17 protein-coding genes are annotated in these 17,353 nt (G+C 66.0%); 5 read left to right on the top strand and 12 right to left on the bottom strand.

Annotation, left to right across the window (positions count from 1 at the left end):
• Positions 1–8 precede the first annotated feature (8 nt).
• Together WFL22_RS04700 and WFL22_RS04695 are read left to right on the top strand one after the other, a co-directional pair.
• Positions 9–452, top strand: a complete 444-nt coding sequence (locus tag WFL22_RS04700) for a GNAT family N-acetyltransferase (RefSeq protein WP_336650896.1) — start codon at positions 9–11, stop codon at positions 450–452.
• A complete protein-coding gene (locus WFL22_RS04695) occupies positions 449–904 on the top strand; it encodes a TetR/AcrR family transcriptional regulator (protein ID WP_336991673.1) in 456 nt (151 codons plus the stop codon). The genes WFL22_RS04700 and WFL22_RS04695 overlap by 4 nt, the downstream gene beginning before the upstream one ends.
• An 893-nt stretch (positions 905–1,797) precedes the next feature.
• Here WFL22_RS04695 and qcrB read toward each other — a convergent pair.
• The 4 genes from qcrB to ctaE are packed head-to-tail and all read right to left on the bottom strand — an operon-like array spanning position 1,798 to position 6,015.
• Positions 1,798–3,411, bottom strand: a complete 1,614-nt coding sequence (gene qcrB, locus WFL22_RS04690; protein WP_336650899.1) for a cytochrome bc1 complex cytochrome b subunit — start codon at positions 3,409–3,411, stop codon at positions 1,798–1,800.
• A complete protein-coding gene (gene qcrA / locus WFL22_RS04685) occupies positions 3,408–4,523 on the bottom strand; it encodes a cytochrome bc1 complex Rieske iron-sulfur subunit (RefSeq protein ID WP_336650900.1) in 1,116 nt (371 codons plus the stop codon). The genes qcrB and qcrA overlap by 4 nt, the downstream gene beginning before the upstream one ends.
• 46 nt (positions 4,524–4,569) lie before the next feature.
• The gene (gene qcrC, locus WFL22_RS04680) at positions 4,570–5,379 is read right to left on the bottom strand and encodes a cytochrome bc1 complex diheme cytochrome c subunit (RefSeq protein ID WP_336650901.1); all 810 of its coding nucleotides are present in this window, start codon (positions 5,377–5,379) and stop codon (positions 4,570–4,572) included.
• 21 nt (positions 5,380–5,400) lie between these two features.
• Entirely contained in the window at positions 5,401–6,015 is a 615-nt protein-coding gene (gene ctaE, locus WFL22_RS04675) for an aa3-type cytochrome oxidase subunit III (RefSeq protein ID WP_336651628.1), read from the bottom strand.
• 266 nt (positions 6,016–6,281) lie between these two features.
• On the opposite strand from ctaE, the gene trpD reads away from it, so the two are divergent.
• Positions 6,282–7,349, top strand: a complete 1,068-nt coding sequence (gene trpD / locus WFL22_RS04670; RefSeq protein ID WP_336991672.1) for an anthranilate phosphoribosyltransferase — start codon at positions 6,282–6,284, stop codon at positions 7,347–7,349.
• Positions 7,350–7,418: 69 nt separating this feature from the next.
• Here trpD and WFL22_RS04665 read toward each other — a convergent pair whose 3' ends face one another.
• The 6 genes from WFL22_RS04665 to WFL22_RS04640 all read right to left on the bottom strand — a co-directional run bounded on the left by WFL22_RS04665 (position 7,419) and on the right by WFL22_RS04640 (position 13,850).
• Positions 7,419–8,297, bottom strand: a complete 879-nt coding sequence (locus WFL22_RS04665; RefSeq protein ID WP_336991671.1) for a M23 family metallopeptidase — start codon at positions 8,295–8,297, stop codon at positions 7,419–7,421.
• A 60-nt stretch (positions 8,298–8,357) separates the two neighbouring features.
• Complete coding sequence (locus tag WFL22_RS04660) at positions 8,358–9,080, bottom strand: alpha/beta fold hydrolase (protein WP_336991670.1); 723 nt, start codon at positions 9,078–9,080, stop codon at positions 8,358–8,360.
• Positions 9,081–9,205: 125 nt separating this feature from the next.
• Complete coding sequence (locus WFL22_RS04655) at positions 9,206–9,814, bottom strand: phosphoribosylanthranilate isomerase (protein ID WP_336991669.1); 609 nt, start codon at positions 9,812–9,814, stop codon at positions 9,206–9,208.
• Between the two features lie 46 nt (positions 9,815–9,860).
• Positions 9,861–11,165, bottom strand: coding sequence for a DUF418 domain-containing protein (locus WFL22_RS04650; protein WP_336991667.1), 1,305 nt, complete (start codon positions 11,163–11,165; stop codon positions 9,861–9,863).
• A gap of 436 nt (positions 11,166–11,601) precedes the next feature.
• Positions 11,602–12,384 (bottom strand): phosphatase PAP2 family protein, encoded by a 783-nt coding sequence (locus WFL22_RS04645; protein WP_336991666.1) that lies wholly within the window; start codon positions 12,382–12,384, stop codon positions 11,602–11,604.
• A 233-nt stretch (positions 12,385–12,617) separates the two neighbouring features.
• Positions 12,618–13,850: an MFS transporter gene (locus tag WFL22_RS04640; protein WP_336991665.1), complete on the bottom strand. Its 1,233-nt coding sequence runs from the start codon at positions 13,848–13,850 to the stop codon at positions 12,618–12,620.
• Positions 13,851–14,071: 221 nt separating this feature from the next.
• Between WFL22_RS04640 and WFL22_RS04635 the strand changes: the two genes are divergently transcribed.
• On the top strand, positions 14,072–14,737 hold the full coding sequence (locus WFL22_RS04635; RefSeq protein ID WP_336991663.1) for a FadR/GntR family transcriptional regulator: 666 nt from the start codon (positions 14,072–14,074) through the stop codon (positions 14,735–14,737).
• A gap of 51 nt (positions 14,738–14,788) precedes the next feature.
• Here the strand turns inward: WFL22_RS04635 and WFL22_RS04630 are convergent, their stop codons facing one another.
• Positions 14,789–15,610: a TrmH family RNA methyltransferase gene (locus WFL22_RS04630; protein WP_336650910.1), complete on the bottom strand. Its 822-nt coding sequence runs from the start codon at positions 15,608–15,610 to the stop codon at positions 14,789–14,791.
• Complete coding sequence (locus tag WFL22_RS04625) at positions 15,607–16,455, bottom strand: alpha/beta fold hydrolase (RefSeq protein WP_442918959.1); 849 nt, start codon at positions 16,453–16,455, stop codon at positions 15,607–15,609. The genes WFL22_RS04630 and WFL22_RS04625 overlap by 4 nt, the downstream gene beginning before the upstream one ends.
• Positions 16,456–16,596: 141 nt before the next feature.
• Between WFL22_RS04625 and WFL22_RS04620 the strand changes: the two genes are divergently transcribed.
• Entirely contained in the window at positions 16,597–17,295 is a 699-nt protein-coding gene (locus WFL22_RS04620) for an exonuclease domain-containing protein (RefSeq protein ID WP_336991661.1), read from the top strand.
• The last annotated feature ends 58 nt before the right edge of the window (positions 17,296–17,353 follow it).

Genomic DNA, 17,353 nt, shown 5'->3' with positions numbered 1-17,353 from the left:
GCACACGCGTGAGCATTATCATCCGTCGCGGCCAGAGCGAAGACGTCAACGCCGTCTTCGCTCTGGCCCGCCAGTTCACTACCGGTCGCGAGCCGATCGGGCGTGACGAGTTTCTGATCGCCTTCGATAACGTGCTGCGGCACCGTGACCAAGAGACGAACGTGCTCTTCGTCGCCGAGCTTGAGCATCGCGTGGTCGGCTACTCGCTGATGACTGTCTCGCGCCTGCTGCATGCTCCCGGTCTCACGGCACACCTGCAGGAGATCGTGGTCGACGAGGGTTCACGTCGCCATGGAGTCGGCGATCGTCTCATGCAGGCTTGTGAGAAGTACTGCATGGGACGCGGGGTGCGCCAGCTCTCCGCATCGACGGCGCGCATCGGCTCGTTCTACAATCACCGCGGCTTCGAACCCGTGGGTGAGCATTACCGCAAGGTTCTCGACCTGGGGTGAGCGACTCACAGCGTCGCGCTCGACGACGGCCCGGCGAGAACCGGGAACGCCTGATAGAGGCCGGACTCACGGAGTTCGGCCTCTTCGGCTACCACGGCGCCTCCACAAGCTCGATAGCCGCCAGAGCCCAGGTGCCGCAGCCGCACGTTTACGCCAACTTTGAGACGAAGCAGCAGCTCTTTCTGGCCTGCTTCGACAGAGTCTGCGATGCTCTGCTCGCCGAAGAGCAAGATCCGGATTCTGAGGGCATCCAGCGCTTCCTCTTTCAAGCGGTGAGCGCAGCGGCACACCCGGTGCTGCGGTTTGCGTTGTTGGGCAGCCTCCTCGAGCTGCGCGACGCACTTGGAGACTCCGAATTTGACGCGCTGCTCGCTGCCGGCGCGCACTCGATGCTGCGCACCGATGCGGATGCTGGTGCTGACGCCAAGGTGGGAGCCGATCCGTGCAGCTAAGTTCCTCGCATGGAGGCCGTAGCGCAGTATCGTATGCTTTGCGGCGCCCAAGCCTGCGGCGATGCAGCTGACGGCTGTTCTTCGACGCCTACGGTGCACAAGCGTGCCTCTCGCCGGGGGAGAGACTGCACTCAGCGGTCCGGACGTGAATAGTGCCCGCTCACGCGATGCCGCCGACATACGACGGCGGATGAGCGCCCGGGGCGCTCGTGTTGGCCGCAGAGAGCTGCAGAGAGGCGCGGAAAGCCACAGAGAGCTGCAGAGAGCTGCAGAGAGCTGCAGAGAGGCGCGGAAAGCCGCAGAGAGCCGCAGAGAGCCGACGCGCTGGCGGCATGTCGTAGCGGCTCGGCTGCCGAAGCCGGAGTGCCCCCAGGCACGGATGCTGATCACCGCGATACATGCGCGAATGGGCGAGCTGACCGTGTTCGACAAGCTGAGCGGCGTAGCGCTCGTGGACGCGGTGGCGGCAAGTTGCTTGAGCTGTGACGCGTGCCACATCGGAGCGAAGACCGACATCGATAGTGGGTACCGCTCCAACGCCGACAACGCCGGCCCGCAGCCGGGAGTGCGCGGGTGCTCCTGACCTCGCCCTTCGGCGGAAGATCGCGCACGCCACAGGGGTGGGGGCTGCACCTCGCCGAGCAGATCGACGAGCTGCGGCGCGGTGGAAGTCGCATCGAGACGGTGCTTTCGCTGCCGGATGCCGAGCAGATGGTCGGGGAAACGTTATGAATCTTGCCCTGCGGCCCGTCGAGGTGAGATCCGGGTATGCACAGTGGAGAGCGTTCGCAGCTACTTGGGCAGGCTTCTGGATTTGAATCTCCGGTGGAGTAGCGAAAATGCGTGAGGCCCCGCAGGAATGAACCTGCGGGGCCTCACGCTTTCGCGGTGGATCAGTGGCCGTCGTGGTGGCCCTGTTCCAGCTCGCCCTGGGTGGGCGGCACGATGCGATCTTCGAAGAACCAGCGGCTGAAGCCTGCGCGCAGGCGCTTCGAGAACGGAATGCGGCCGTCGTCGTTGGGACGGAGCATGAGCGGTGCGTAGTCGTGGTAGCTGACCAGCTCCCAGCGCTCGTAATCCGTGACGGGCTTGTGCACCTCGATGTACTCGCCACCGGGCAGGCGCACGATGCGTCCCGACTCGTAGCCGTGCAGAGCGATCGCACGATCCTTCTTCTGCAGGCCGAGGCAGATGCGCTTCGTGACCACGTAGGCGAAGATCGGGCCAAGGATCAGCAGTGCCTGGAGTGCATGGATCACGCCTTCCATCGACAGCTGGAAGTGGGTTGCCATGAGGTCCGAGCTCGCGCCGGCCCACATCACCGCGTAGAAGACCACACCGGCTGCACCGATGGCGGTGCGGGTGGGGGCATTACGCGGACGATCGAGGATGTGGTGCTCGCGCTTGTCACCGGTCACCCAGGCTTCGATGAAGGGGTAGGCGGCAACAATGACCAGGAAGATCGCGATGACGATCAGCGGAATCAGCATGTTCCACGACCAGGTGTAGCCGAACCACTCGGTTTCCAGCCCCGGCGGCACGAGACGGAGCATACCGTCGGCGAAGCCGATGTACCAGTCAGGCTGGGTACCAGCCGAAACGGGGGAGGGATCGTAGGGGCCGTAGTTCCAGATCGGGTTGATGCTCACGAAGGAGGCAATCAGGGCGATGACGCCGAACACGATGAAGAAGAAGCCGCCAGCCTTCGCCGCGTACACGGGGAGGACGGGGAAGCCGACCACGTTCTGCTGGGTCTTGCCCGGGCCGGGGTACTGCGTGTGCTTGTGGATCACCACGAAGGCCAGGTGCAGTGCCACGAAGAGGATGACCATCGCCGGCAGCACCATGATGTGCAGCATGTAAAGACGGCCGACAATATCGGTGCCGGGGAACTCTCCGCCGAAGAAGAAGTACGACAGGTAGGTGCCGATCACCGGGATGGCCTTGATAATGCCGTCGATGATGCGGAGACCGTTGCCCGAGAGCACGTCATCCGGGAGGGAGTAGCCGGTGAAGCCCTCGGCCATTGCGAGCACGAAGAGCACGAAGCCGATCACCCAGTTGAGCTCACGCGGCTTGCGGAACGCACCCGTGAAGAAGATGCGGAGCATGTGCAGGCCGATGGACGCGACGAACAGCAGTGCGGCCCAGTGGTGCACATGGCGCATGAGCAGGCCGCCGCGTACTGAGAAGGAGATATCGAGGGTCGACGCCATTGCTGCCGACATCTCGACGCCCTTCATCGGCACGTAGGGGCCGGTGTAGTGCGTCTCGACCATTGAGGCCTGGAAGAACAACGTGAGGAAAGTGCCCGACAGCAGGATGACGACGAAGCTGTACAGGGCGACTTCGCCGAGCAGGAACGACCAGTGATCGGGGAAGACCTTGCGGCCGAACTCCTTGACGGCGACGCCGATCTTGGTGCGCTCGTCGATGTAGTTCGCTGCGGCGGCGGTGAAGCGGCTCGAACCGCTCTGCGCGGGGGATTCAGTTACGGTGCTGCTCACTTGAGGCGCTCCCAGAAGCTCGGGCCGACAGGTTCATGGAAATCGCTCTGCGCGACAAGGTAGCCCTCGTCGTCGACGGTGATCGGAAGCTGGGGCAGCGGGCGCTTCGCGGGGCCGAAGACGACCTTCGCGTGCTCCGAGACGTCGAACTGTGACTGGTGGCACGGGCAGAGCAGGTGGTGGGTGTGCTGCTCGTAAAGTGCCACAGGGCAACCAACGTGCGTGCAGACCTTGGAGTACGCGATGATGCCGTCGTACGACCAGTTCTTACGCTCAGGGAGCTCCTTGAGCTCGGACTGATCAAGACGCATCAGCAGCACGATGGCCTTGGCCTTCGCGTCGAGCAGCGTTTCGCTGCCCCCGCGCTCGTCGAGGCTGAGGTTATGGAAGTCTTCGTGGTTGAGCGTCTCGGGGATGACGTGGAACGCGGAGCCGATGGTGACCTCGCTGGCCTTGATCGGCACACCGGAGGGGTCGCGAGCGAGACGGACGCCCTTATCCCACATGGTGTGCTTCAGCAGCTGCACCGGATCGCGATCCTGCGGTGCGAGACCGCGGAGGAGAGTGATGCCGGGAAGCGGGAAGGCGATGAGCGCACCGATCAGGCTGTTGCGCACGAGCGAGCGGCGGGAGAAGCCCGACTCTTCATCAGCGAGTCGGAAGACCTCGGCCGCAGCCTCGCGGGTGGGCTCGTCGCTCGGAACCGGGTGACGCACGTCGATCGACTCGTGATCGGCCATGATGGCCTTGCCCCAGTGCACCGCGCCAACACCGACGGCGAGCAGTGCGAGGGCCATGCCGAGGCCGACGAACATGGTGTGCAGTCGGATCGCCAGCATCTCGCCCGTTTCAATCGGGAAGAACATGTAGGCGAGGACGGCGCCGAGGCTGCCTGCGATCGAGATGTAGAAGAGCGTGTAGACGGTGCGCTCGGCGCGCTTCTCTTTCTTGGGATCGAGATCCGTGACGCGCTTCCGGTGCGGGGGAAGGCCCGGATTCTGCACAGCATCGGACGCGATGACTGCAGTTCCTGCCGCAGCTTCGACCGAGCTGTGGCCCTGGGCGGCGACAACGGCGTCAGTGCCGCCGTTGTTCTTCGCTTCCTCTGCCATGTTGCTCCTTGACTCCTGACTCATGAACTCTATGTGCGCCGTCGAACTAGTTCGACTTCGCGGTGACCCAGACGGTGAGGCCGACGATTGCGCCCAGACCGATCACCCAGATGAAGAGGCCCTCGGCCACGGGGCCGATCGACCCGAGGGTCAGGCCGCCGACGGCGGGCTGGTTCTCGATGTACTTCAGGTACGAGATGATGTCGGCCTTCTCCTGCGGCGAGATGTTCGCATCGCTGAAGACGGGCATGTTCTGCGGGCCGGTGACCATGGCCTCGTAGATGTGCGTCGCGGGAACGCCGGTGAGCTTAGGGGCGAACTTGCCCTGCGTGAGCGCACCGCCGGCCGCTGCAACGTTGTGGCACATTGCGCAGTTGATGCGGAAGAGCTGACCGCCGCGGGCGATGCCCTCGTCGTCGCTATCTGCCTGGATGTACCGGCTGTCCGGGAGTGCCGGGCCGGGAGCGAGGGAGGCCACGTAGGCCGCCATCTGCAAGGTCTGCTCCTCGGTGAACTGCTGCGGCTTAACCATGCCCTGGGGGCCCTGGAAGGCGAGCGGCATACGGCCGGTGCCGACCTGGAAGTTGACCGAAGCAGCACCTGCGCCGATGAGTGAGGGTCCGTCCTCAGTGCCCTGGGCATTGGCCCCGTGACAGGTGGCGCAGTTAGCACCGAACAGCTTCTCGCCCGCCTCGATGGTGGCGGGGGACTCAAGGTCGATCTCGGCGGTCGCAGAGGTCTGGCTGAAGCCGGTGTAAGCGGCGCCGGTCACGAGCAGGCCGACCGCAACGAGAGCAGCGGTGGCAAGCGGATGCCGACGGCCGGACTTGCGAACGTTTTTCTTGGCGCGAGCCATGATCTCGATTACTCCTGACCCCTACTTGAGGACGTAGATGACGATGAAGAGGATGATCCACACGATGTCGACGAAGTGCCAGTAGTAGGACACGACGACCGCGGTGGTCTCCTCCTTGTGCGTGAAGTTCTTGACGGCGTAGATACGGCCGATAACCAGCAGGAAGGCGACGAGGCCGAGCGCGACGTGGATGCCGTGGAAGCCCGTGGTCATGTAGAAGGCTGCGCCGTAGGGATCCGAGCTCAGCGTGATGCCTTCGGAGACGAAGGTGGCGTACTCCCACACCTGGCCCGAAACGAAGATCGCGCCCATGAAGAAGGTGAGGAAGAACCACTCGACGGTGCCCCACTTCTTGGGGCTCGCGCCCGTAGCACGGGGCTGCATGCGCTCCGCCGCGAACACGCCTGCCTGTGCGGTGAAGGATGAGGCCACCAGGATCAGGGTGTTGACCAGCGCGAAGGGGAAGTTGTGCAGCTCGGTCTTCTCGGCCCACAGCTCAGGATTCATCGCGCGGAGCGTGAAGTAGATGGCGAAGAGGCCCGCGAAGAACATGACCTCGCTGCCGAGCCACACGATCGTGCCCACGGCGACGATATTCGGTCGCTTCACCGAGGGCACGGCTGACTTGGTATTCATAGTGGTCGTTGTCACCCCTCCATTATGGCTGAAAGTTTGGTGTGCGTTTTCACTCGGTCCCGGCGCGCCGAACTTTCTGCGAGTTTCCTGATCAGCCTACCGTGCCGGAGGGGGTGCGGCGTCCACTCTGGCACGGTTCTTCATCTGATGATTGTGGCCTCTCGGTCGCGATTCTGGCGCGGCCTGGGGGAAGGGTTCCTGCGCACTCTTCTGGCAGCCTTTCAGTGCTGAAGAATCGACACCCGCTCCGCCGATAAGATGTCTACATGATCGACGAACGCACCTGGCCGACCGTGCTCACAACGCTCCTCGAGGGCGACGATCTCAGTGTCTCTCAGGCCGAGTGGGCTATGTCCGGTTTCATGACAGGCGAGGCCTCCGGTGCTCAGATGGGTGCGTTTCTCGTGGGTCTACGCGCGAAGGGCGTCACCGTCGACGAGATTGTCGGGTTCCGTGACGCGATTCTTGCCGAAGCCGCTCCGATCTCGTTGCCGACCATGTCGCTCGACATTGTCGGTACCGGCGGTGATCGCTTCGGCACGGTCAACGTGTCGACGATGGCGTCCATCACGGCCGCCGCAGCCGGTGCGCCCGTGGTCAAGCACGGGAACAAGGCAGCCAGCAGCAAATCGGGCTCTTCTGATGTGCTCACCGCGCTGGGAATCGGTCTTTCCCTCGACGCTGCGCAGCTCGCAGAGGTGTTCGAGCAAGCGGGCATCGCATTCGTGCACGCCGCACGATTCCTGCCAGGGTTTAGGCACGTCGCGCCGGTGCGCTCCCAGCTCGGCATCCCCACCGTTTTCAACTTCCTCGGGCCGCTCTGCAACCCGGTACGCCCCGAAGCTTCCGCGGTCGGTGTCGCAGATCCTGCGGCCGCGCCGCTCATCGCGGGAGTCTTCCGCATTCGCGGAGCCTCCGCCCTCGTCTTCCGAGGTGACGATGGCCTCGACGAATTGACCACCACCGGTCACTCCCGTCTTTGGGAAGTCACCCGCGGCGGGCTCACTGAGCATGACATTGACCCACGTGACCTCGGGATCGCGCGCGCTTCTATCGAAGATCTGCTCGGCGGCACCCCCGACGAGAACGCGAAGATTGTGCACCGCGTACTTGCGGGGGAGCAGGGCCCCGTGCGCGACATCGTGCTGCTCAACGCCGCAGCCGGTCTCGTGGCCTACGAGCTGGCGAAGGTGCCTGAGTCTGCCGAGCGGCCCCTGCTCGAACGGCTCGACGAGAAGCTGCGCGTAGCGGCGGAGACGATCGATTCCGGCAAGGCTGCGGAGAAGCTCGCCGCCTGGGTGCGCGCAACCGGAGAAGCCGGCGCAGCGGCCTGAATCGGCATGCCCTGCGGGGTTGAATGCTGCCGGCCCATTACACCGGTTCGGCAGCTGTGCCAGACAAGATCAAGAGCCGGCAGACGAGTCCTGCTGGCGGTCCATGCGCGTGTACTTCGCAAAGAACGGCATCGGGTCGGCGGGCTGATCGTCGACCCTGATAGCGAGGTGCAGGTGCGGGCCGAACGACATGCCCGTGTTGCCCACTGATCCTGCGCGGTCGCCCATCGAGACGGTGTCGCCGACACGGTATGAGTGCGAAGCCATTTCCATGTGGCAGTAGCGACTCGTGGCTTTCGTACCGGCGAGATCATGTTCGACCTTCAGGCCGAAACCGCAACCGTCACTCGCGAAGCCCGCTTCGACAACCTTGCCGTCGGCGATCACCTGAATAGGGGTGCCAGCGGGGGCTGCGAAATCCTGCGCGTCGTGGAACTGTTCGACGGGGGCGGTGCGGTAACCGAAACCGTCGGTGAGGGTCACCGTCGACGCGAAGGGGTAGTTGACGAGAGCCTGCGGCCGGAACGTGAAGTTGGTGGGTGAGCCGTCGTCTGAGACGGAGGCGCTGATTTCGCTGAACGAGGTTGGCAGCTCTTCGAGTGACAACTCGGAGAACAGCTCCTGGCCGGGCACGATCCCACCGGCTGGCGACGCCGCATCAGTGGGGGAGACCATGGGGAGTGAGATGGTCAGCACCAAGCCGCAGACGCTCGCCGCGGCAGCGGCCGCTGCAATGCGGCGGCGCAACGGCATGCGGGCCGGGGGAGCTGCGACAATCGGAGCCTGGGCGGCAGGCACATGCTCGACCAGGGGAACGCGAATCGACCCGGTTGCGGTCACTACGGGGTCTTGAGGCGGGTCCGTCTGCTGACCTCTCAACGATCTGCGTGACGGGTAGCTGGAACCGACGGAGCTGCGGGGCTCGTTGCGGTCGGAGGCGTCTGTCATTCGGGCTTTCAGGAGTGTCGTGCAGGGCGGCGTGAGCCGCGGTAAAAGATAACGCTTAGGTTACAAGGTCTGCGTGGGAAACACCAGATCGCTCGGATTCGAGGGGTGCAATGGGGCGCCCCCGGCAGCGATCCAGTCAAGCACAAGCTGCGCTACAGGCTGCCCAGAACTGATCAGCGCCTCGTGGCCGCGATCCGGAATCTGCCGCATCTCACCGCGGGGGAGCAGGCCTGTGATCCGCACCGCCCAGCCACGAGGGCAGACGCGATCCAGCGTGCCGCGCAGCACCAGCGTCGGCTGCGAGATGCGAGGCAGACACCGTTCAAGACGGTGCGCAAGCATCTGACGGAGCTTCCGCATAAACCAGACGGGGCCCGCCTGGAAATAGGTCTTCGTCGCGCGGGTGACGACCGAGAACGGTTCGCCCTCCGCGAGATCCTGCACCATGCGAAACGCCTGTTGCGGCAGCGATCGCTCATCCGGGTTCACCGAGGCCGCGATGAGCACGAGGCGCTGCACCAGCTCAGGATGCCTGGCCGCGAGCTCAGCCACCACCTGCGCACCCATTGAGTGGCCTACGGCGACAAGCGGCGCAGCATCCTGGTCGCGCAAGGCGTCTGCGACAAGATCGGCGGTCGCCGGTATTGAGAGCGGATCGGCGGGCTCGGGGCAATCGGCAAACCCGGGAAGGTCAATCGCGATCGCCTCGCAGGAGGAGCGGATCTCGGCGAGAAAACGATCGTACACGCTGTGCCCCATGCCGATGCCGTGCACCAGCAGCACGCGCGGCGCACCTGGCCGAGGCCAGCGAAAGACATGGAGTTCGTGCGAGCCTGCGCGAAAGCGAGAGCGCTCAGGCCGGGGGAGCGGAGGGGCCTCGTCATCAGTGCCTCGCGCGCGAAACGCGCTCATGCGCGCGCAGCCCTGATGAAGCGCGTGATCAGCTCTGGATCCTTCTCGCCAGGCGCTCGCTCGACGCCGCTCGAAACGTCGACCCCGCCCGGATGTACCGAGGCGATGGCCTGGGCGACATTGCCCGGGTCCAGCCCACCCGCCAGCAGCCACTGATCGCCCAACTGGGCGCCGGCGATGAGCGACAGATCCCAGGCCTCGCCAGAACCGGGGGAGGCGCCATCGACGAGGAGACGTTCTTCGCCGAAGTCGCCGGCCCGCAACGCTGGAAACTGTGCCAGCGAAGTTGCACGCCACACTCGGGGCAGGATCTCGCGGGCGGCGGCGAAATCGTCGGCACCATAGGCACCGTGCAGCTGCAGCACATCGAAGCCGAGCTCTTTCGCAGTCTCAGCGGCGGCAACAGCATCCATGCGGTTCACCACGAGCGCCACATCGACCCCGCGATCCGCTGCCCGCGCCGCCGCAACCACCTCGGCCGCCTGAGCCGGCGTCGCATGCCGTGGGCTGCGCGGGCTCATCACGACACCCAAGGCATCGGCCCCGGCCACGATCGCATACTCGGCCATTCGGGCATCGCGGAGGCCGCAAATCTTCACGTACATCGATGCATCCTTTTCGAGAGCTCTTACCGCCGTCAGCGTAGCGGCTTCACGAGGGAAGGCGCAGTTTCTGCGTCGCAGCCGGAGCAGCCGGAACGGCCGGGGGAGCCGCGGGAGTGGGCGCGGTGTCGAGCCGCGCATAGGTGAGCCGTCGCAGCAGCACCTCAGCGGGCCCGCGAGCATCCCGGCGCTCCAACAGCATGGCCAGCAGCAGCGAGATCAGCCATGCCGCCAAGGCGATACCGAACGCAGCTGCCGTGCCAATCTGCGCACCCAGACCGAAACCCCACGCCGCGAGCAGGGGAGCGAACACCACCGACTGCAGCAGATAGCTGCTCAAAGAGCGCTTGCCCACCGCCGCCACCGACCGCGACACCGGCCCAGCCCGGCCCTGCAGTCGCATGCCGAGCATCCCGAACAGCGCCGCATACGCGACACCGCCCGCAGCGCCCGCGATCTGACCGAGCAGTGCCACCGCCCACGCGATCGACTCCAGCCCGGGCAGGAGGTCGAGATACACCAGTGCGATCGGAGCCGCACCGAGCAGGCTCACCACGATGCCCCAGAACGCCACCGCGCCCAGGCCGATGCGCGATCCCGAAACCTCGAGCCAGCGGTGCCGGCCCGCCAGCCAGCCGAGCAGCACGCACAACGGCACCACGAGCGACAGCACCGTCGCCGGCGTCGACACCAGCCACATGCCGACCCGCGCGAGCATCGCCCAGCCGTAGTTCTCCACACCGTTCAGCAGATCAGCGGTGCTGCCGAAGCCCGTGCCCAGCATCAGCGCCTGCGACTCCGGTGGCAGCAGCGCGCTTATGAGCAGGGCCAGCCCGAGCATCGAAAGCGCCCCGAACACGATCAGCCCAAACATCGCCCACACCGCGAACTTCAGCACGCGATCGGAGCGCCAGAACAACGCGGCCGTGAGCGCGAGACCCGTCAACCCGTACGCGCCGAGAATGTCGCCCGCGAACAGCAGCGCCGCGTGCACGAACCCGAACGCCAGCAGCCACCAGTGCCGACGCCAGAACATGCGGCGCACCGCAAGCGGCGGCACACCCCGAGCCTCACGAGCCCGAGCGAACTGCACCATGCCGTACCCGAAGAGGAACGCGAACATCGGGTACACGCGCGCATCGACGAACAGAATCGTCAGCGCACCCAAGGCCCGATCCAGCACAGAACCATCAACTGGGTGCACCGTGTACGACGGCACTTCATGGCCCCACAAAAACGCCGACACATTCGCCACAGCGATGAGCAACAGCATCCAGCCGCGCGCCAGATCAGGCGCCAGTGCGCGCGAGCTTGGCGCCGCAGCGGGTGATGAAACGGAAACGGCCTGCGGCACGCGAAACCTCCAGAGTGAGAATGGTGCCGAGTCGTCGGCTGTTCCGATACCCATGGTAAGGGTGAGAGCGTGCGAGCGGGGGCGGTGCCCGTCTCTTCAAGCTGACATAATATTGATTATCATGCACTGGGCGCGGGCGCCCTCGTGCATGATAATCAAGCTGGAAATTTGGGGGTTGAGGGTGGGGCTTGGGGTGCGGGGTTGGGGATGCTCGGGTGATTTGTGCTTCGGGATTTGGGGTGTGGATCGCGGGGTGTTGTGCACCTGGCATTTGGGGGCCGCTTCGGGTGAGCACACCATGGCGGATTGCGGTGTGTGGACTCGCTCGAGCTTGGTGCGCGGTGGCTCGGTGAACGGCGGCTCGGTGAACGGTGGGCGGTCAACGCCTGGCGATCCGCATGAAGCGCGGCGGAACACCATAGCCGTGGGTGTTATGTCAGCTGCGTGGAGTGCTGAGCAGTAGCAGAGCGCGCGACGCGAGCGTTGCGGCGCCGATGCAACCGAACTGACCGGCGCTCAACAGCGTTGCGGCATTGCCGTTCCAGGCAGCGATAGCCCCGAGCACGAGTGCCGCGGCGACGACAATCCATCCCGCCAGCACCAGACCGACAGCGAAGGTGCGGCCCAGAACAACGCTCCCCCGTGATGTCACCGGGCGAATCAGGCACGCCAGCGCGAACGCCGCGGTGCCCAGCGCGATGCCGCCCAGCACATCGCTCGGACGATGCCAGCCGTACGCCAACAGTTGCCAGCCGACCGCTGAGAGCAGCACTGCTCCCGCGATGGTCACGAAACCGCGAATCGCAGACGGCACCGCCCAAATCAGCGCAGCGGTCACCACTGTGAACACTGTCATATGCCCGCTCGGAAACGTGTTCGGCACATCGAGCTCGAACAACTGCGGCCGCGTCAACCACACCTGCTTCAACAACTGCGATGCAATAATCGCAAGCACCGGCACCACGGTGACCACGAGCGCCCGTCTGATCCCGTGCGCGACCAGCGCAATCAGCGCCACCACGCCGAGTGCGATCGCCACCGACGGGATCGAGACCAGATTCAGCGGAGGTGGCGGGCTCGTAGTGAACTCTGCAGCATCAAGCACCGTGTCTTCAGCGCGCTGCCCCATCTCCAGCTGCACGCCGAGCACATACGAGCCGACGCCCACCGCGATCCAAAAGCATGCAAACCACAGCGCCCGCCTACGATCCGCAATCACGCGCGACTCCCCCGGCCGACCCCGTGGAAAACGAGATCCCCCGGCACCGGGCGCGACACGTCGGCCACGGTGAAACATGGTGCATGAAAGCTCCGGAGCAACACGACCTCCAGATCAGGGAATGCTGTACGGCTTCGATTCAAAGCGGCTGTTCGATTCAACGCCTATGCGATGACCAACCCCAGCCTATCCGCGCTCCCAGTGGCGCACCTGGGAGCGCGGAGCTCGGCGCGTCAAGACTGGGCCGGCGCAGCTTCTGTGACCTCGGCGAGCAGCTGCAGATCGGCGCGGCGCTCGCGCAGCGCAAACGACAAACCGAAACCGACGACGAGCAGCGCCGCCATGATCACGAAGACGATCCGCACATCCGAGGCGTCGGCGACCTTGCCGAGCAGTGGGCTGACCACGCCCCCGAACGACAGTGTGAGGCCGAGCGTCACCCCGCTCGCAATGCCGATGCGGTTCGGTAAATAGGAGTGCGAGAGCGTGATCTGCGCCGCGAACGGCAAGAACAGGGCCACTCCGAGCGCGCCGGTGGCGACGATCACTACCGCCGGGTTCGGGGCGAGCACGATCGCCCCGACCGAGAGCGCAGCGAGTAGATAGCCTGCCCGCACTACGCGCAGGCGGCCGAAGCGGTCAGCCAGCCAGCCGCCGATGAGCGTGCCTGCGGCACCAGCCGCGGGAAATACCGAGAGCGCGATCGAGGCGAAGGCAGTGCTGACCGCGAAGCGCTCGATGGAATACAAGGAGACGAAGGTGGAGGTCCCCACATACGCGACCGACCACATGGCGAGCACCACCGTCAAACGGCCGAAGGCGCGCCAATCGTCGGGCTGTCGCGGCGTCGCCTGAGCTGCGCGAGAGGCCCCGAGCGTCACCGTGGGGCGGCCGAACAGGCGACGCCACGAGACTGCGGCGTAGACGAGGCCCAGCACGAGAGCCGGCACGATGAGCAATGCGGTGCCCGGCAGGCCGAACCACCCCACCACCAGAATCACCCCGGCAGGCGCCAGTGCTACGCCCACATTGCCGCCGACCGAGAACAGGCTCATCGCGCGGCTCGTGCCGCGCCCGGCCTCCCGGGCTTCGACCGTGGCAGCGGGGTGATAGGCGGCGACGCCGATGCCCGAGATCGCCACGACGATCCAGACCAGCGGGTAGGAGTCTGCGACGAGGCCGCTGGCTGCGATGCCGGCGCCCGCGGCGAGCAGGCCCGCGAGGGTCATCCAGCGCAGTTGGAAGCGGTCGCTCAGGTAGCCGAAGACAGGCTGCGCAACGCTCGACAGCGCGGTCGCCGCGAGGGTGATCCCCGCGACGGCGGCGTAGCTGTACTGGGCGTGCAGCACGAAGAACGGCAGCAGAGCGGCGAAGGCCCCGGTGTAGAAGTCATTCGCGACGTGGGTGGCGGTGAGTGTCCAGAGCTGCAGGCGATGCTGGGTGGGCGGGGTTGTTGCGACGTCCATAGGGGTCCCTTCGGATTCGCGGCACGGCGGATTGGCGCCCGCTCCTCCCCCAGAGGAGCCAGGCGCGGCCGGGAGTGCGGCGGCGTGGTGACGGCAGGCGGTGGTGCGCCGCAGCAGGGGTGCCGGTCGGGCTAGATCCTGCTGCGGCGGCGAAGGAGGAGCCGTGCGGTCATGGGATAGACTGTACACGACTTCTCAGACAAGTAGACAGGTGGGGATTCATGGCCCAGATCACGCGCACCTCCCTGGCCGAGCAAGCCGCGGACATGATCCTGGAGCGCGTGCGCGCCGGCGAGTGGCCACTCGGTTCGAAACTGCCTGGCGAGAACACCCTCGGCCCACAGCTGGGTGTGGGGCGATCCACGGTGCGAGAAGCGATCCGCCGCCTCGCAGGTCAGGGCGTGCTCACTACCCGCCAAGGGGTCGGTGTGTTCGTCGCCGCGCTCGATGTCGTCGAAGACTGGGAGGGGCTGCTGCGTCGCGCCGACATCGTGGAGGTGATCGAGGCCCGCACCGCTATTGAGGCGGAGGCTGCGTTTCTCGCGGCGGAACGTCGCACCGCCGCGGATCTGCGTGCGATGCGACGCACCCTGTCCGAGCGCGATATCGCTGTGGGCATCGAGGCCCACGTCGATGCCGACGCCGGGTTCCACCGCGCGGTCATCGTGGCCGCCCACAACGCGGTGCTGCTCGAGATGTTTGACCGTTTCGTGCCCAGGATCCGCGAGGCCATGATCGCGATGCTGCGCATCCGCGGCGACTACGGCGACCCGCACGACCAGAACGCGCACGCCGTGATCGTCACCGCCATCGAAGCGCAGGACGCGTCCGCAGCAGCATCCCTCGCGCGCGACCACCTGCGCTCACTCCGCGCAGCGGTCAGCTGAGCGGTTGCGTGGCGCGCCTCTCCCCTGCCCCGCTCAGTTCGCGGTGCCCGCTCACCGCGTGGCGTAAAAGGTGACGGCGGAAGCGGCGGCTACGTTCAGCGAGTCGACGCCGCCCATCATCGGAATCGTGACGCGCCGATCGAGGCGGCGGTCGACTCGGGGCGTGATGCCGTGCCCTTCGGTGCCGAACACGAGGCCGAGCTTCGGGTGATCTTCGGCGACGAGCTCGTCGAGGGTGATCGCGCCCTCCCCGAGCGTCATCCCCGCGACGATGTAGCCCGCGTCGGTGAGGGCGTCGAGGCCTGCGGGCCAGCGCTCGAAGCGCGTCCACGGCACTTGGAATACCGTTCCCATCGACACCCGCACGGAACGCCGGTAGAGCGGGTCGGCGCAGTCGGGTGAGGCGAGCACCGCGTCGACGCCCAGCGCGGCGGCCGAACGGAACACGGCCCCCACGTTCGTGTGGTCGGTGAGGCCCTCCAGCACCGCGACACGGGACCGCGGCTGCGCCGACGTTGCGGGTGCGCGCAGCAGCTCGGCTGGGTCGAGCAGCGTCGGCCGGTGCATCGAGGCGAGCGCGCCGCGGTGCATGTGGAAGCCGGTGAGCGCTTCGAGCTGATGCGACTCCCCCACGAAAACGGGCACCTCGGGGTGCTCGGTGAGCAGTGGTTCCACCCGCGGCAGCCACTCTTCGAGCAGCAACACCGAACGAGGGCGGTGCCCGGCGCGCAGCGCCCGCTCGATCACCTTTGGGGATTCGGCGAGGTACAGGCCCTCCTCAGGCTCGAGCACCCGTCTCAGCGCGACATCGGTGAGCTTGGTGTAGTCGGCGAGCTCGGGTGCGCCGAGGTCGTCGATGCGGATGATCCTCATGCCGCAGCCTCCTGGGCCTGGGCTTGGGCCTCGGTGAGGAATCCCGCGATGAACGCGACAGCGTCTTCGACGGCCTCGTAATGCACGAGATGGCCGATGCCGGGAATGATCCGCAGGCGCGAGCCGGGAATGCGGTGGCGAAGCTCAAGCTGCTTTACGAGCGGCGTGATGTCGTCGCGCTCCCCCGCGATGAGCAGGGTCGGCATGGTGAAGGCGCGCGCGAATTCGGGCACCGTGTGGGAAACGGATGCGCGGAACGCTTGCAGCAGAGTTGTCGGATCCGAGAAGGTGCTGAAGTAGGCGCCGTGTTGGCCGTGGATCCAGCTTCGCAGCTCGGGGTCGCCCGTCTTTGCCATCACCTCGCTCATCACGCGCACGATCACCGGGTTGCCGAGCAGGCGGCGTGCGGCTCGCGGTGGCAGCAGTTCGGCGGCACGGTAGTAGCCAATGGCGAGTTGTGTGAGCGCTGCCTGCGGCCCTTCCAGCGCGGGGGCCGAGATCGGGTTGATGAGGATCAGCCGGCTCGGCTGCAGCCCACCAGCGATCGCTGCTGACACCACGAGCGATCCGAAGGAGTGGCCAAGTACGGCGAAGCCGTCGGGGGCAACTGCAGCGGCGAAAGCTCGTAACCACTCGCCGTACAGTTCGATGGTGTGTTCACGCCCCGGAACAGCGGGAGTCTGACCGAAGCCGGGCAGGTCTGGCACGATGGCCCGCACCCCTGGCAGCGTTTCTGCGAGCCCCTGAGCGATGCCCTGGAGGCCGTGGTGGTCGCCTCGGAAACCGTGCACGAGCAGCAGCGGGGCTCCGTCGGGGTCGCCGTACTGCCAAGCGCGGGTGTCCATACCGAGCGTGGGCACACGCAGAAGAGTGGGAGAAGCGGTCACGCTTCGATGCTACCGGCGTGCTGCTGGCAGCGCGCTGCGGGCGTGGTCGATGCGGGTCGGCGGTGCTCGATAGCATCGTGGAGAACGAAAGGATCCCCTGTGACCCAAGAACTCCCCCTCTGGGCGGCGAATCTCGCGGTGTTCGACACCGAGACCACAGGCATCGATACTGCCCACGCCCGCATCGTGAGTGCCACGATCGCGCTGCTCGGCCCGTCGGGTGAGGTGCAAGAGCGCTATGACTGGCTGCTCGACCCCGGTGTCGAGATTCCTGAGCCCGCGGTTCGTGTGCACGGGATCACCACCGAAATCGCCCGCGCAAGCGGCATTGCCGCGACCGTCGGCGTGCAGCAGATCGTGACGCGGCTGCTCGAAATGTTCGAGCGCGGTTTCCCTGTCGTCGCCTACAACGCACCCTTCGATCTCAGCCTGCTCGCCTCCGAGGCCGTACGTCACGGGGTGGCGTGGCCGAATGACCTCTCCCCCGTCATCGATCCACTGATCCTTGACAAGCAATTCGATCGTTACCGCAAGGGCAAGCGCACGCTGGAAGCTGTCGCCGCGCACCACGGCGTCGAGATCGGCAACGCGCACGATGCCGGTGACGATGCGATCGCCGCGGGGCGGGTGCTGCAGCGCATCGCCCGCAAGTACGCCGATGTTATCCCCGGAGAGCTCGATGAGTTGCATCGAGCTCAGATCGGGTGGGCTGCGGCGCAGGCCGAAAGCTTCCAGGAGTACATGCGTCGCGTGCGCGACCCCTCGTTCGTCGCCGATGGGCGTTGGCCGGTGCGGTAACCCGCGGGCACAAAAAATGGCGGAGGCAATGCCTCCGCCATTTTTGTGGGATCGTGCC

This window comes from Leucobacter sp. VD1, from assembly GCF_037150695.1.
Lineage (GTDB): Bacteria > Actinomycetota > Actinomycetes > Actinomycetales > Microbacteriaceae > Leucobacter.
Note: the sequence above shows the minus strand (reverse complement) of the source record. Positions and strands in the feature narration are given on the sequence as shown.